We start from the raw sequence: 13829 nt of genomic DNA, 5'->3' as shown, positions 1-13829 counted from the left end.
AGATAAGGAGAGTGGCTTGTCTTCCTCGTGTGGAAGAACAGCCACTCTCTTTCTTTTCTATACAACCGCCTTGATGATAAACCCCCAATCCGTCTGATGACCGATTGGGGGTTAAAGGTGGATTTTGCGATTGTTATTTCAGGTAATCAGCAACAAAGTTTCTGAGTTGTTCATCGCGGAGATCGCGACGCAGGATTTTTCCTTCTTGATCTACAATAACGGTACAAGGGATGCTTTTTACATTAAATAATGTAGCAGCAGACGATTCCCAGCCTTTCAGGTCGCTAACCTGTGTCCAACTCGTTCCCCATTGCTTGATGGCATTTGTCCAAGCGTCTTTGTTGTTGTCAAGAGAAACACCGAGAATGCCCAGCCCCTTATCCTTGTAACTCTCGTAGAGGGAAATCACGGAAGGCATTTCTCTACGGCATGGGCCACACCAAGATGCCCAGAAATCTATAACGGTCAATTTGTGCTTCTTTATCTCTGCCAAAGCGCTCACAGGATTACCCTCTGCATCAGGAAGCGTGAAGTCGGGCATGACGGATCCTTCCGCTGTATTGGCTTGCTTGGCCAATTCCTGTTCCATTTGCTGGATGGCGGTACGCTGACGCAATTCCTTCGGCATCTGACTGATGAGATGCTTGGTCGTTGTGGCAGAGAATATATCCTTGGAAAAGTTGAGGATGAGAAAATAGCCGAATTCGTTGTCGATATTGCGTTCGGCGGCAACTTCTACCTTGTTGCTGAACTGTTTGTTGAGTTCTTCAATTTCCTTCATACCCTTTTCTCGTTCTGCCGGACTGACGGGATGGGCATAGATGCGTTCTGCAATAAGATTGATGGCTTTGCCTACAACCATCAACGAGTCGTTGAGACGTTGCCACTCGTTGTTGCAAGGCGTACCGCCAACCCTTGATGCGGAAGGTTCTGCGGAAAGCCGGATGTCGATATTGCCATTCTCCCTGAAGAATGTGGCGTTGATCTGGTGGGCTTTCGCACTATAAAGCATGCAGAAGCATGTAGAATCTGCACTTCCCGAAAGACTGAACTTTCCGTTTTTTACTACTAAGGTGTCGCAGGGAATGCCGGTTACCATGTCGGTCGTGAGAAAGAGTGTGTCTCCGTCTTGCATGTTTTCGGCAGAACCTTTGATATGGTACGTGTTTGAATGACAAGCAGCAAGCGTAATGCCTGCTGCTGTCACTATAAATAATGTCTTGATGTTCATCTGAAGGATGGATATTATACAAGGTATTGGCTTGAGATACTCTCGTTGTTGAGCACGCGGCGGATGGTTTCTGCAAACATATCTGCCACAGAGAGCTGCTTCACCTTAGCACAGCGTTGTGTGTAGGGGATAGAGTCTGTGAAGACAATTTCCTCAAGGGCCGATTCTTGTACGCGTTCGCTTGCAGGGCCACTCATCACACAATGGGATGCACATGCGCGAACAGTCTTAGCACCTGCTTCTTTCATGATGTCGGCAGCCTTGGTGATGGTTCCAGCAGTATCTACCATGTCGTCGATAATCACCACATTCTTGTCTTTGACGTCACCGATAATCTGCATGGTGGCTACAACGTTGGCGCGAGCGCGGGTCTTGTTGCAGAGAACCAGCGGGCAACCCAGATATTTAGCATAGGTGTTGGCGCGCTTAGAACCGCCGACATCAGGTGATGCAATAACGAGGTCGTCTAGATTGAGACTCTGAAGATAGGGGAGGATGACGCCGGAAGCATAGAGGTGGTCAACGGGAACATCAAAGAAACCTTGTATCTGGTCGGCATGCAAGTCCATGGTGATGACACGATCAACACCGGCTACGGAAAGCAAGTCGGCTACCAGTTTGGCACCAATGCTGACACGGGGCTTGTCTTTGCGATCCTGACGTGCCCATCCGAAATAGGGGATAACGGCATTGATGGTGCGTGCAGAGGCGCGCTTGGCAGCATCGATCATCAGCAACAGCTCCATCAGGTTGTCACTATTGGGGAATGTGCTCTGTACGAGGAAGATATCGCGACCGCGAATAGACTCCTCGAAAGAGACAGCAAACTCGCCGTCGGAGAACTTTGTGATTTGCAGTTCACCGAGCGGACATCCTAAACTAAGGCAGATTTTCTCTGCCAGATACTTTGTGGCAGTGCCTGAAAATACCATGTAAGAGTTCGATTCTCTCATTTTGTAGTAAATATTGTTGTTAGTTGTTTCTTTTTCTATCCAATGGCCTTTCTGAGCTTTTCGAAGTGGGCAATAAGTTCTTTGTAGTCTAATCCCTGATGGATGTTGAAGCGGTTCCACAGGTCACCACAAATGACAACTCCGCCAAAACCGAGTTCTTTGGCCATGCGAATATTGTCTATGTTCATGCCTCCTAATGCATACACGTGCCGGTCGATAAGTCCCAACTTAGAAGCCTGTTCCAGTTCGTTGGGAGTAAATGAGGCTTTCTCATTACCCGTCTGACTGTCGAAGATGTGTTTGAGAAACACGTAGTCTGCGTTGCGTTTAGTCACTTTGAGCTCGTCGAGCTTCTGACAGGTGCGACTCAGGCGTCCACGATAGCCTTGCGGGGCTGGTTGTCCTGCCTCGTCAATATGGATGCCTCTCAGATTGTATTCCTCCTTGAGGTAGAAGTGGTCATGTACTACAATCTTTGAACAGTAGTCTTCAGGCAGTAGAGTCAGCAGGCGCTCAGCATACATTGGCGAAGAACCAGGCTTGCATAAATGCAGGCAGTCGAGTCCCTCGTCGAAAAGTGTTGCCAATATTTTGTCTTCTTCCACGAAATACGTGGGCTTGGTCATTACTATGAGTTTCATTGCAATAATCTAGAATCAAATGCAAAAGTAATCATTTTATATGGAATAATGCAATTTAATGACAATAAAAAGCTAACTTTGCAGTCGAAATCAAGATTTATATCAAAAAAATGGAAAATAGTACACCTATATATATTATAGAGGAGGCGAATTTGCGACGTAATCTCGCTTTGATAAAAGACGTGGCTGAACGAACCGGTTCGGAGTTTATTCTTGCCTTCAAGGCATTCGCATTATGGAAAACATTTCCTATTTTTCGGGAGTATATTCAATCTACTACCGCTAGTTCGCTGTCTGAGGCTATGCTCGCTTATCATGAGTTTGGAAAGAAAGCCCATACCTTTTCGCCAGCTTATACAGATGGAGAGTTTGATGATATTGTAGCTTGCTCATCGCATATCACGTTTAATTCGTTGTCGCAATACGAGCGCTTTCACCATCGTGCATCATCATGTTCGATAGGATTGCGTGTCAATCCTGAATATTCGGAAGTGGGTACTATGCTCTATAATCCCTGCGCTCCAGGTACACGCTTTGGTATTACGGCAGATAAGTTGCCGAAAGAACTGCCGTCGGATATTGACGGATTCCATTGCCATTGCCATTGTGAGAGTGGGGCAGATGTGTTTGAACGGACACTACGGCATATAGAAGAAAAATTCTCTCCTTGGTTCTCGCAGATAAAATGGATCAATTTCGGAGGAGGCCATTTGGTGACTCGCAAAGGTTACGATATAGAGTTGTTGGAACGTATAATGAAAGGTTTCCACCAGCGTTATCCCCATCTGAAGGTGATATTTGAACCAGGAAGCGCCTTTGCCTGGCAGACTGGACCGCTTGTGGCCCATGTTGTGGATATTGTGAATGATCGAGGAATCAAGACTGCCATCCTTGATGTCAGCTTCACATGCCACATGCCCGATTGTCTTGAAATGCCATATCATCCAGAGGTGCGTGGGGCAGAATTGGTCGATTTGGAGGAGGCAACGAAAGAAAATACCTATAGATTGGGTGGTAATAGTTGCCTGTCTGGAGATTTTATGGGGTCTTGGCGCTTTAAAAATCCATTGGTGATCGGTCAGGAGATTATTTTTGAGGATATGATTCATTATACAACGGTCAAGACAAACATGTTTAATGGTATTTCTCACCCGTCCATTGGAATGCTCCATATGGACGGGAAATTGGAAATATTGCGCCATTTTGGCTATGAAGACTATCGAAATCGCATGGATTGATACTTTTTTTAGAAAAAAATGCGAGAAAATTTTGGTAATTCAGAAAAATAGCGTACCTTTGCATCCGCAATCGAGAGAGATGCTCCTTGAGAGAGGAAATAAGCGGAAATAGCTCAGTTGGTAGAGCACAACCTTGCCAAGGTTGGGGTCGCGGGTCCGAGTCCCGTTTTCCGCTCATTTATTGAACAGAAAAGAGCGTTAGGATAGGTCTTAGCGATTAATAGCCCAGGTGGCGGAATTGGTAGACGCGCACGTTTCAGGTGCGTGTGCCGCGAGGCGTGCAGGTTCGAGTCCTGTTCTGGGCACTCTTTTTTATTCACTAAATATTTTATGTTGGAGAGGTGGCGGAATTGGTAGACGCGCTACTTTGAGGGGGTAGTGTCAATTGCGACGTGGGAGTTCGAGTCTCCTCCTCTTCACCATAAAGATTTTTATTTTTTTTTGTTGCGGAAATAGCTCAGTTGGTAGAGCACAACCTTGCCAAGGTTGGGGTCGCGGGTCCGAGTCCCGTTTTCCGCTCTTTTTTTTATTTATCCTAAGGAAAACCGAAATCTATTTTTTTATTTTAAAAAGATAAATATTTACCGATGAATTTATATATACGCTATTTTGATAAAGAGGTTCTTGTTGATAACGTTGATGATGCTATTCAGTTTCTTGCAGATATCGACGAGATTGGAATGAATCCTATTCTTGAGAAAGACATTCGCAACTACTATAACAGCGATATGTATTATCCTAAGCGTTATAAAGTTCGCCCACGAATCTATTTTATCATCATCAAGACTGAAGCCAAGACGATGCTTGACTTTAAGGAGAAGCGTGCGTTGCATCCTGTGCAAGAGGTTCATGAGAAAAAAAATGTATCGGCATTGGCAAGACTGAACGAAGAAAAGTTTGGCTGGTATGAAGGCTCGCTTGATTTTAAGCGTGTGCAAATAGTTCCTGGTACGGGTAAATTCCAATACCGAGATACCCATTTTGTAGCACAATGTAAGGCGGTATCAGGAATGGATTGTTATAATCGTATTATTGAGCACTTGCGTGAACGGGTTGACGAAAGAAGTCAGTTCCCATCTGCAAAAGGAAAGAATTTCCATTTCCAGTTCTTGGGACTGTGTAAATAACATGTTGCCAAACATGGCGGTTTGAATTTTATCATTATAGAGATATTATGAACAAAGTGATGCTGATAGGAAATGTTGGTGCCGACCCAGAGGTTAGATATGTTGACCAAGGTGTGGCAGTTGCACGGGTACGGCTTGCAACAACCGAACGTGGATATACCTTACAGAACGGTACGCAGGTTCCTGATCATACCGATTGGCACAACGTAATTCTGTGGAGACGTTTGGCAGAAATTGTGGAACAATATGTGCATAAAGGTGATAAACTGTATGTAGAAGGACGCATTCGCTATTCTTCGTATGATGATCGTCAGGGTCAGCGTCGTTTCAAAACAGAGATATGGGCTGATAACATAGAGTTGCTTTCTCCTAAGATGCAAAACAATCCTGCAACAGAAACTTCTCAGTATGCATCAAGTTCTTCTTCTGTTTCAGAGAACCCGACCATGGTAAATTCCAATGATAATACTCAAAGTTCTGTCAATGGGCAGAATGCATCAATGACTTCTGTGGATAATAATGATGCAGAAGCTCTTCCTTTCTAAGCGACAATGGATATCCAACATATTTTATCGGAAGTGCAGTTGATGACTCCAGATTATGGGGCCGTTGTTGCATTGGTTTTGGCATTTGCCTTACTCTTTGTCTCTGGTTTCGCTTCTGGAAGCGAGATTGCTTTTTTCTCTTTGACACCAAATGACGAGAATGAATTGGAAGAGGAAAAGTCGGCATCAGACGGCAAGATCATAGCGCTTCGTAACGATTCTGAACGTACGTTGGCAACCATTCTGATTACCAACAATTTGGTGAATGTAACCATTATCATGCTGCTGAACTATTTCTTTGCACGTGTAGTTGATTTTGGTAATGCGGTATGGTTGCAGTTCTTGTGTATTACGGTTCTTTTGACATTTTTGTTGTTGCTCTTTGGAGAAATTATTCCGAAGATTTACACCCGTCAACAACCACTTCGCTTTTGTCGTCGTGTGGTGTCTGGCATTATGTTTTGCCGTAAACTGTTCTATCCTTTTGCAACCATTCTCATCAAGTCTGGTGTGTTGGCAGGAAAGGTGGTACAGAAGGATAATCATGTGTTGAGCGTTGATGACTTGGAACAGGCTCTTGAACTGACAGATAAGAATGATATCAAGGAAGAACAGCATATGCTTGAAGGTATCGTTCGGTTTGGTGATGAGACAGCTAAAGAGATTATGACGAGTCGTCAGGATGTTGTAGATTTGGATTTTCGTTCTTCATTTAGTGAGGTGCTGAAATGTATAGTTGATAATAACTATTCTCGCATACCTGTCTATCAAGATAATAGTGATAACATACGAGGCATTCTCTATATCAAGGATTTGTTGCCACATCTGGGTAAACCTGCCACATTCCGTTGGCAATCTCTTATCCGTCCTCCATATTTCGTTCCAGAGACTAAGAAAATAGACGATTTGCTGCGTGAGTTCCAGTCGAATCGCGTTCATATCGCCATTGTTGTTGATGAATTTGGTGGTACGAGCGGTATTGTCACATTGGAAGATGTATTGGAGGAAATTGTGGGTGAGATTAATGACGAATACGATGAGGATGAACATAATTATGTGCGTATCAACAGCAATACCTTTGTCTTTGAAGGAAAGACGCTGTTGAGTGACTTTTACCGTATTCTCAAGATTGATGATGATTTCTTCGTTGATGTTGAGGGAGATGCAGATACTGTTGCAGGTTTGCTGCTTGAAATCAAAGGAGATTTCCCACAGTTACATGAGCGGATAGACTATCGTCATTTTACCTTTGAGATATTGGAACTTGAAGAGCGCCGTATTTCAAAAGTAAAGGTTGTGGTTCATCAGTCAACAGTAGAACCGTCTGTGGACAAGCAATAACGGTAATGCAACAAGGATGGTCACCATCCTATAGATGACCATCCTGCTGCATTATACCATTCCATTTGTTTGATAAGTTCGTTATAGTTTTTCTGTGTGCTGTTGTAACGGTTCAATGGTACGAACATACTCATTCCGCCGAAGTTGTCATCTGTTACGGTGAAGTCATCGAAGTCAACCAATCCGTTGGTATCCCATTTGCTGCTTTTCTTTTTGTAAACAACGGCGGCATCGTAGGTTTGTCTCCATTTCAGGTAAGCTTCGTTGCCCGTGTTTTGGCGCAGGAAATCCATCATGTCGTACATGATGCGCTCCGCCCGGTAAACATAGTTGACGTTGTTGTAATAATACACCAGTCCATCCATATTGAAGGTCTTACCGTTGAGTTCGTTGCTGATGATATCGTGTGTGGCGCTGGCAAGATCTGATAATTTTGCGGTATTTACCGTTGATATGGGAACCCTGTTTCCTGTTCCTCCAGCTTCATTGTAGCGATCGCATATTTGTTGATACATAGTGGCGTCTGTCTTGTTGAACATCGCCGGTATTATGTTGGCATAGGGGGCTCCTGCTCCTGGTATTTCTGCTGGTGATGCGATGATGTAATCTGTAGTGTTACGGAGCTCGTAAGCCACTTCTACGTTCTGGAAAGCACAACAGTCTGCGAAGATGAATTTGAAGGTGTGTGGCAAGGCTGCAAGTGCGTCACGCATTTCTGTTATCTCCATCCATTTCGTTTCTTCTTTGTTGAGGTCTTTACCTGAATCTTGTCCGAAGGCTTTTTTGATACTTGGCGTTGAGGCTTTGGGTGTTGTTGTGTTGTGAAACAGCCATCCGTCTGCATGTCCCCATAGAACGAGGCCATACGAATCGTTGGGGTATTCTTTCATGCACCATCCCAATATTTGTTTCATTTCTTCTGAATCAGAACTGTAGAAATCGTTGTTGAATTGATAAACGGTATCAACAGGTTGTTTGGCGTTGCCGGTCAGTCTGATGATAAAAGGTTTCTCCTGTGGGGTCTGTCTGTCAACAAACACGAGAAGTCTGTCTTTGCTTCCCAGCTTTTTTGCCCCGATGATCATATCGTTGATATTGACTTGTGCGATGGATGAGAGATTATTCTCAGCAGCCATATAAACGATGACCGTTCGTCCCTGTCCATTTGATTCTGATGAGTTATCATGTGAGCATGCTGTGAACGCTAATACAGCAAGAATTGTCGTTAATAGATATTTCATAAGTTTAAATTTGTGCTATTTCGAATGCAAAGATAAGTATATTTGTGAATAAATTAGTAACTTTGCATCTAAAATTTTGAAAGATAATGGGAAAAACGTTTATATCTACACTTATATTCCTTGTTGTCACCACTTTAGACGTCATGGCACAAGACCCTTTTTTGCAATGTGAGGACACCTGTAGTCATATTCATGGAATAGATTTGAGTCATTATCAGGGTAATGTCTTTTGGGAGACTATTGGCGACAATACCAAGATGGCTTATGTCTATCTCAAGGCGACGGAAGGGGGAACCCGTATCGATGAGATGTTTGAGCGCAATATAGAAATGGCCCAGCGTTATGGATTGAAAGTGGGTAGCTATCATTTCTATCGCCCAAAGGTGGAGCAAAAGTTGCAGTTGCAGAATTTCCGTTCTCAATGTCTGCCTGACCAGCAGGATCTTATCCCTATGATTGATGTGGAGACCACAAGTGGGTTGCCGACCGATGAGTTTTGCGACTCTCTGTTCCGGTTTCTCGACTTGGTGGAAGAAGAATATGGGCAGAAGCCTTTGGTTTATACTTACCGCAACTTCTACAATAAGCATCTTTTAGGAAAACTCGACGGGTATAAACTCATGATAGCCATGTACACCGATGAAGAACCTGTTTTAGCTGACGAGCGAGACATTCATTTATGGCAATATACCGGTAAGGGGCGTATCGTGGGTATTAGCGGTTATGTTGATAAAAGCAGATTTATGGGACATCATAAGTTGCGTGAGATACGCTTTCATCATCGGAAATAGTCTTTTTGTAGTAAAACCAAGTAATAAAGAAATAAGAATCAGATATGCCAATTATCAAATGTCCTGAGTGCGGCCGTCAGGTTAGCAGTTTGGCCGCCACTTGTCCCAGTTGTGGGGTAGCTATTGCTGGTAATATTGTAAAGTGTCCCCATTGTGGAGAAATAGTATTAGCGAATCAGAATGTATGTCCGAACTGTCATACGAATATTGCGCTCAAAAGTCAGCAAGATCCTATTGCTGCAAAGAATCCTTCGGGCAGTCATCGGGTTGCGGTCGGGCAACCTTCCGTACAATCAACAGTAGGCAAGCAAGGAAATCAGACTGGAGCTCCTGCATCAGATAATGCCGCAGAAGAGCAGCCCAATCATTCTAAATCCTGGAAGTTGTTTTTGGCCTCTTTCCTTATTGCCCTTTCAATAATCTTTGTTGGTTGGTATTTTTATAATAAGACGCAACAGGATAACGAGACAGCCGCTTATGAAAATGCCATGGAGAGTAATGAACTTGCTGTGCTTCAGAATTATCTTGATATGTATCCCGAAGCACCACAGGAACGTCGCGACTCCATCATGGCCCACATAGATATTCTGAAACAGATAGAAAACGATTGGTATAATGCTCTTGCCAGTCAGTCTGCCTATGCCCTTGAACGATACATTCAAGAACATCCAGAGAGCGTTCATGCAACAGAGGCACGTATTAAGATCGATTCACTTGATTGGGTTTCTGCTGTTACTCAGAATACTTTGGAATCGTATAAGAAATATATTGAAAAGCATGCCGATGGCGAATATATTGATGATGCGAAGACGAATTTTGAAAAATGCTCCAGCATGCAAGTGTCTTCTGCCGACATCGAAATGGTTAGCGGGCTTGTACGAGCCTATTGTGCCAATAGCGCCAACCGCGAACTGCTTGCCTCTCGTGGTGTTGACCTGACGAATGCAGATATTACTTTTGCGGACGACTGGGAAGTGAAAAAGGTAGAAAATGAGACTACGGGCGAAATGGATTATCACGTAAGCGTAACCATGCAGGCTGTGCAACGTGATGCGTCCCATAGTCAGACTTTACGTTTTACAGCCACTATTGCTGCAGGTCGCCTTACAGATGTTCATGTTCAATAAAATTCGTTTAAAAATGGCATCAAAGCGTGCATATATTCAGGCCAACAAGGATTGGTTGAACAATAAAGCGAAGGAGAAAGATGTTTTGCCTCTATCCAATGGCATATATTATAAAGTTTTGGAAACGGGGAGTCCATCTGGTCTTATGCCTACTGTGAGAAGTATTGTTACGGCCCATTATACAGGACGGACCATAGACAATCGGGTCTTTGACACTAGTCGTGGTGGTGTGCCGTTGGCTTGTCGGCTATGCGATCTTATCCAGGGATGGATTGTTGCTATGCAACAGATGCATGTTGGGGACAAATGGGAAGTGTATATCCCTGCAGAAATGGGATATGGGAAATTTTCCCAACCAGGGATTCCTGCCGGTTCTACTCTGATATTTGAGATAGAACTGTTGGCTTGTGATTGAAAGTTGCTGACGTTGATGGCAGAGAAGTGATTTCAAACTAACAAATGGGCTGATCATGGGCAAACAAGGGCTAAACATGATAAAAGTGAAGGTGAATCATGTCGCGAAAGGAGTGCAAACAGAAAAATAAGATGTACTTTTGTTGGCAATTTTAATAACATACTAATGAAAGAAACAACTCAGAATATTATAAATATACAACACGTCACCAAAAGGTTTGGCGAGAAGGTGGCACTTGCCGACATCAATCTCTACGTCCGTAAAGGTGAGTTTATGACCATTTTGGGACCATCAGGATGTGGTAAAACCACCTTGCTTCGCCTGTTGGCAGGATTCGAAACAGCTACAGAGGGAGTTATCTCTTTTGACGGTACTGACATTACCAACACACCACCTTATAAACGCAATGTCAATACGGTATTTCAGAAATATGCATTATTTCCACATCTTAACGTCTATGATAATATAGCTTTCGGATTGAAGTTGAAAAATACGCCTAAAGCCGAAATCATGCCGAAAATAAAAGCTGCGTTGAAGATGGTAAACATGAGCGATTATGAATATCGTGATGTCAACTCCTTGTCGGGAGGACAGCAACAACGTATTGCTATCGCCAGAGCTATTGTCAACGAACCAGAGGTGCTTCTGTTGGATGAACCGTTGGCGGCTCTTGATCTGAAAATGCGGAAGGATATGCAACTCGAACTGAAAGAGATGCATGAACGGTTAGGGATTACTTTCGTTTACGTTACCCACGACCAAGAAGAAGCCCTTACGCTGAGCGACCGTATCGTGGTGATGAGTGAAGGAGAGGTTCAGCAGATAGGAACTCCTACAGATATTTATAACGAACCGGCCAATGCCTTCGTGGCAGATTTTATAGGAGAGAGTAATATTCTTGACGGAACGATGCGCCATGATTGTCTTGTTACTGTGGCAGAAAAAGACATCGCTTGTGTGGATAAGGGATTCTTGATTGATGAACAAGTGGATGTGGTGATACGACCTGAAGATGTTGAGATGACAACCAATACGGCTGAAGCCCAGTTCGTTGGACAGGTTACCTCGTCCATATTCAAAGGCGTACATTATGAGATGTTGGTGGTAACCGACAACGGATACGAACTGCTGGTTCAGAATTACAAACACTTCGAAGTGGGGCAGACTGTGGGTATGAATATCACTCCAGACAATATTCATATTATGCGGAAGGATTGTACCGCCAATATTTATCGGGCGAAGGTGAATGCTCCGGACGTGGTGGAATTTCTCGGACAGGAATTCCGGTTGTCACTTCCAGAACGGCTGCAGAACGCATACGCAATTGATGTGAAAGTTGCGTTTGATGCCGTTGAATTGTTTGATAACGAGCAAGACGGAACATTTACGGGCGATATTTGTTTTATACTCTATAAAGGAAATCACTACCATCTTACCATAGATACCGATTGGGGCGAAAAACTCTATGTTGACACACAAGACGTGTGGGATTTGGGCGATCATGTTGGCATTACCATACAGAAAGTGGAATGTGGCGAGATGAAGTATGAAGCAGTTCCCTGACAACAATACCAGAAAGACAATGGAGAAAAGAAGGATAAAGCTAATGGTTTCCAGGCAGAGTTGGACGATGCCCTATGCTATTTTTGCAGCCATTTTTGTCGTACTGCCTTTGCTGCTTATTGTAGCCTTTGCTTTTACCGATGAAGAAGGGTGTTTCACACTTTATAATTTTCAGAAGTTCTTGACCCATCCGGAAGCCATTAATACCTTTGTCTATTCTATCGGAATAGCCTTTGTCAATACGCTGATCTGTATAGCGCTTGGATATCCGGCAGCCTATATTTTGGCGCAGACCAAGATGAAATATTCTTCTACGATAGTGATGCTCTTTATTCTTCCCATGTGGGTGAATGTGCTGGTACGTACGTTGGCAACGGTTGCTTTATTCGACTTTGTTGATATTCCCCTGGGTGAAACAGCATTACTTTTTGGTATGGTCTATAATTTCATACCGTTCATGATTTATCCCATTTATAATACGTTGCAAAAGATGGACCGTAGCTATCTTGAGGCTGCGGAAGATTTGGGCGCCTCGCCCTTCCAACGTTTCTACAAAGTGGTTTTGCCACTTTCCATGCCTGGTGTGGCAAGCGGAATACTGATGGTTTTCATGCCAACGATCTCCACCTTTGCCATCTCCGAACTGTTGACCATGAACAATATAAAATTGTTTGGAACAACAATTCAAGAGAATATCAACAACTCTATGTGGAATTATGGTGCCGCGCTTTCGCTTATCATGCTCTTCCTCATAGGAGCATCTACATTTATTGCTGGTGACGATGCCAGCCAGGAAGGAGGCATCAGATGATTAAACGCATACTTTGCCAGGGCTACCTGTGGCTGTTGCTCTTGCTCCTCTATGCCCCAATTATCATCATAGTAGTATTCTCGTTTACCGAGGCTAAGGTTATGGGAAACTGGACGGGATTTTCCACTCAGCTGTACCGGAATCTTTTTTCGGATAATGTACATCACTCCTTAACGGCTGCATTTATTAACACGGTAAGCATCGCACTCATCACCGCAACCGTATCAACAGTTTTCGGTACCATCACAGCCATAGGTATCCATAATCTGCGCAATAGGCGCATTCGGCGAGCTATTTCTTTTGTCAACACCATCCCCATCCTTAATGGTGATGTGATTATTGGTATTTCGCTCTTTTTACTCTTTATTACGTTGGGCATCCCGCAAGGCTATACTACTGTTGTTCTGTCGCATATCACCTTTTGTCTGCCTTATGTCATCCTGTGTGTCTTGCCACGTTTGAAGCAGATGAATCCGAATCTTTATGAGGCAGCACTCGATTTGGGTGCATCGCCCATGCAGGCACTCCGCAAAATCATTATCCCTGAAGTCTTACCAGGAATGGTGTCGGGCTTCATGCTTGCCGTTACGATGAGTATTGATGATTTTGCCGTTACTATCTTTACCATTGGTAATGAAGGTCTTGAAACTCTTTCCACCTACATTTATGCCGATGCAAGAAAAGGAGGCCTGACTCCAGAGTTGCGTCCGCTTAGTACTATTATCTTTGTTGTTGTGCTGCTCATGCTTGTAGCGCTTAATCGAAGAAAAGTGAAGAGTGAATCAAATACCTGAATATAAGAGAC

Annotated in this window: 14 protein-coding genes and 4 tRNA genes; 14 read left to right on the top strand and 4 right to left on the bottom strand. The window is 43.7% G+C overall.

The window, feature by feature from the left end:
• Positions 1–133: 133 nt before the first annotated feature.
• From CIK90_RS00960 to CIK90_RS00950, 3 genes are read right to left on the bottom strand one after another with little or no spacing between them, the layout of a single operon-like run.
• Positions 134–1231, bottom strand: a complete 1098-nt coding sequence (locus CIK90_RS00960) for a TlpA disulfide reductase family protein (protein ID WP_094390021.1) — start codon at positions 1229–1231, stop codon at positions 134–136.
• Positions 1232–1245: 14 nt separating this feature from the next.
• Entirely contained in the window at positions 1246–2184 is a 939-nt protein-coding gene (locus tag CIK90_RS00955; RefSeq protein ID WP_094390022.1) for a ribose-phosphate pyrophosphokinase, read from the bottom strand.
• Positions 2185–2219: 35 nt separating this feature from the next.
• Positions 2220–2825, bottom strand: a complete 606-nt coding sequence (locus CIK90_RS00950) for a thiamine phosphate synthase (RefSeq protein ID WP_094390023.1) — start codon at positions 2823–2825, stop codon at positions 2220–2222.
• Between the two features lie 110 nt (positions 2826–2935).
• Here CIK90_RS00950 and nspC point away from each other — a divergent pair, with 110 nt between their 5' ends.
• From nspC to gldE, 8 genes are all read left to right on the top strand, one after another.
• Positions 2936–4063, top strand: coding sequence for a carboxynorspermidine decarboxylase (nspC, locus tag CIK90_RS00945; RefSeq protein WP_094464090.1), 1128 nt, complete (start codon positions 2936–2938; stop codon positions 4061–4063).
• A 102-nt stretch (positions 4064–4165) separates the two neighbouring features.
• Positions 4166–4238 (top strand) — tRNA-Gly (locus CIK90_RS00940).
• Between the two features lie 48 nt (positions 4239–4286).
• Positions 4287–4368: transfer RNA gene (locus CIK90_RS00935), tRNA-Leu, on the top strand.
• A gap of 30 nt (positions 4369–4398) precedes the next feature.
• Positions 4399–4485: transfer RNA gene (locus CIK90_RS00930), tRNA-Leu, on the top strand.
• A 24-nt stretch (positions 4486–4509) separates the two neighbouring features.
• Positions 4510–4582 (top strand) — tRNA-Gly (locus CIK90_RS00925).
• Between the two features lie 68 nt (positions 4583–4650).
• On the top strand, positions 4651–5190 hold the full coding sequence (locus CIK90_RS00920; RefSeq protein WP_094390025.1) for a hypothetical protein: 540 nt from the start codon (positions 4651–4653) through the stop codon (positions 5188–5190).
• Positions 5191–5237: 47 nt separating this feature from the next.
• Positions 5238–5735: a single-stranded DNA-binding protein gene (locus CIK90_RS00915; RefSeq protein ID WP_094390026.1), complete on the top strand. Its 498-nt coding sequence runs from the start codon at positions 5238–5240 to the stop codon at positions 5733–5735.
• A 6-nt stretch (positions 5736–5741) separates the two neighbouring features.
• A complete protein-coding gene (gene gldE, locus CIK90_RS00910; protein ID WP_094464089.1) occupies positions 5742–7076 on the top strand; it encodes a gliding motility-associated protein GldE in 1335 nt (444 codons plus the stop codon).
• 20 nt (positions 7077–7096) lie between these two features.
• On the opposite strand, the gene CIK90_RS00905 is transcribed toward gldE, so the two are convergent.
• On the bottom strand, positions 7097–8317 hold the full coding sequence (locus CIK90_RS00905; RefSeq protein WP_094464088.1) for a clostripain-related cysteine peptidase: 1221 nt from the start codon (positions 8315–8317) through the stop codon (positions 7097–7099).
• Positions 8318–8403: 86 nt separating this feature from the next.
• On the opposite strand from CIK90_RS00905, the gene CIK90_RS00900 reads away from it, so the two are divergent.
• The 6 genes from CIK90_RS00900 to CIK90_RS00875 all read left to right on the top strand — a co-directional run bounded on the left by CIK90_RS00900 (position 8404) and on the right by CIK90_RS00875 (position 13818).
• Positions 8404–9108 (top strand): glycoside hydrolase family 25 protein, encoded by a 705-nt coding sequence (locus CIK90_RS00900; protein WP_094436110.1) that lies wholly within the window; start codon positions 8404–8406, stop codon positions 9106–9108.
• 44 nt (positions 9109–9152) lie between these two features.
• Positions 9153–10235, top strand: coding sequence for a zinc ribbon domain-containing protein (locus tag CIK90_RS00895; protein WP_094464087.1), 1083 nt, complete (start codon positions 9153–9155; stop codon positions 10233–10235).
• A gap of 13 nt (positions 10236–10248) precedes the next feature.
• The gene (locus CIK90_RS00890) at positions 10249–10650 is read left to right on the top strand and encodes an FKBP-type peptidyl-prolyl cis-trans isomerase (protein ID WP_094446539.1); all 402 of its coding nucleotides are present in this window, start codon (positions 10249–10251) and stop codon (positions 10648–10650) included.
• Positions 10651–10815: 165 nt separating this feature from the next.
• Complete coding sequence (locus CIK90_RS00885; protein WP_094390031.1) at positions 10816–12213, top strand: ABC transporter ATP-binding protein; 1398 nt, start codon at positions 10816–10818, stop codon at positions 12211–12213.
• Positions 12214–12232: 19 nt separating this feature from the next.
• Complete coding sequence (locus CIK90_RS00880) at positions 12233–13024, top strand: ABC transporter permease (RefSeq protein ID WP_173849279.1); 792 nt, start codon at positions 12233–12235, stop codon at positions 13022–13024.
• The gene (locus CIK90_RS00875; RefSeq protein ID WP_094390032.1) at positions 13021–13818 is read left to right on the top strand and encodes an ABC transporter permease; all 798 of its coding nucleotides are present in this window, start codon (positions 13021–13023) and stop codon (positions 13816–13818) included. The genes CIK90_RS00880 and CIK90_RS00875 overlap by 4 nt, the downstream gene beginning before the upstream one ends.
• The last annotated feature ends 11 nt before the right edge of the window (positions 13819–13829 follow it).

Origin of the sequence: Prevotella sp. P5-126, from assembly GCF_002251185.1 — a bacterium.
In the GTDB taxonomy this organism is placed as follows: Bacteria; Bacteroidota; Bacteroidia; order Bacteroidales; family Bacteroidaceae; genus Prevotella.
The sequence above is the reverse complement of the archived record's forward strand: the minus strand, read 5'-3'. Positions and strand labels throughout refer to the sequence as shown.

Excerpts from the sequence above, each read along its gene's own strand:
- CIK90_RS00960 (WP_094390021.1), bottom strand. The coding sequence starts at position 1,231 with ATGAACATCAAGACATTATTTATAGTGACAGCAGCAGGCATTACGCTT.
- CIK90_RS00955 (WP_094390022.1), bottom strand. The coding sequence starts at position 2,184 with ATGAGAGAATCGAACTCTTACATGGTATTTTCAGGCACTGCCACAAAG.
- CIK90_RS00950 (WP_094390023.1), bottom strand. The coding sequence starts at position 2,825 with ATGAAACTCATAGTAATGACCAAGCCCACGTATTTCGTGGAAGAAGAC.
- nspC (WP_094464090.1), top strand. The coding sequence starts at position 2,936 with ATGGAAAATAGTACACCTATATATATTATAGAGGAGGCGAATTTGCGA.
- CIK90_RS00920 (WP_094390025.1), top strand. The coding sequence starts at position 4,651 with ATGAATTTATATATACGCTATTTTGATAAAGAGGTTCTTGTTGATAAC.
- CIK90_RS00915 (WP_094390026.1), top strand. The coding sequence starts at position 5,238 with ATGAACAAAGTGATGCTGATAGGAAATGTTGGTGCCGACCCAGAGGTT.
- gldE (WP_094464089.1), top strand. The coding sequence starts at position 5,742 with ATGGATATCCAACATATTTTATCGGAAGTGCAGTTGATGACTCCAGAT.
- CIK90_RS00905 (WP_094464088.1), bottom strand. The coding sequence starts at position 8,317 with ATGAAATATCTATTAACGACAATTCTTGCTGTATTAGCGTTCACAGCA.
- CIK90_RS00900 (WP_094436110.1), top strand. The coding sequence starts at position 8,404 with ATGGGAAAAACGTTTATATCTACACTTATATTCCTTGTTGTCACCACT.
- CIK90_RS00895 (WP_094464087.1), top strand. The coding sequence starts at position 9,153 with ATGCCAATTATCAAATGTCCTGAGTGCGGCCGTCAGGTTAGCAGTTTG.
- CIK90_RS00890 (WP_094446539.1), top strand. The coding sequence starts at position 10,249 with ATGGCATCAAAGCGTGCATATATTCAGGCCAACAAGGATTGGTTGAAC.
- CIK90_RS00885 (WP_094390031.1), top strand. The coding sequence starts at position 10,816 with ATGAAAGAAACAACTCAGAATATTATAAATATACAACACGTCACCAAA.
- CIK90_RS00880 (WP_173849279.1), top strand. The coding sequence starts at position 12,233 with ATGGAGAAAAGAAGGATAAAGCTAATGGTTTCCAGGCAGAGTTGGACG.
- CIK90_RS00875 (WP_094390032.1), top strand. The coding sequence starts at position 13,021 with ATGATTAAACGCATACTTTGCCAGGGCTACCTGTGGCTGTTGCTCTTG.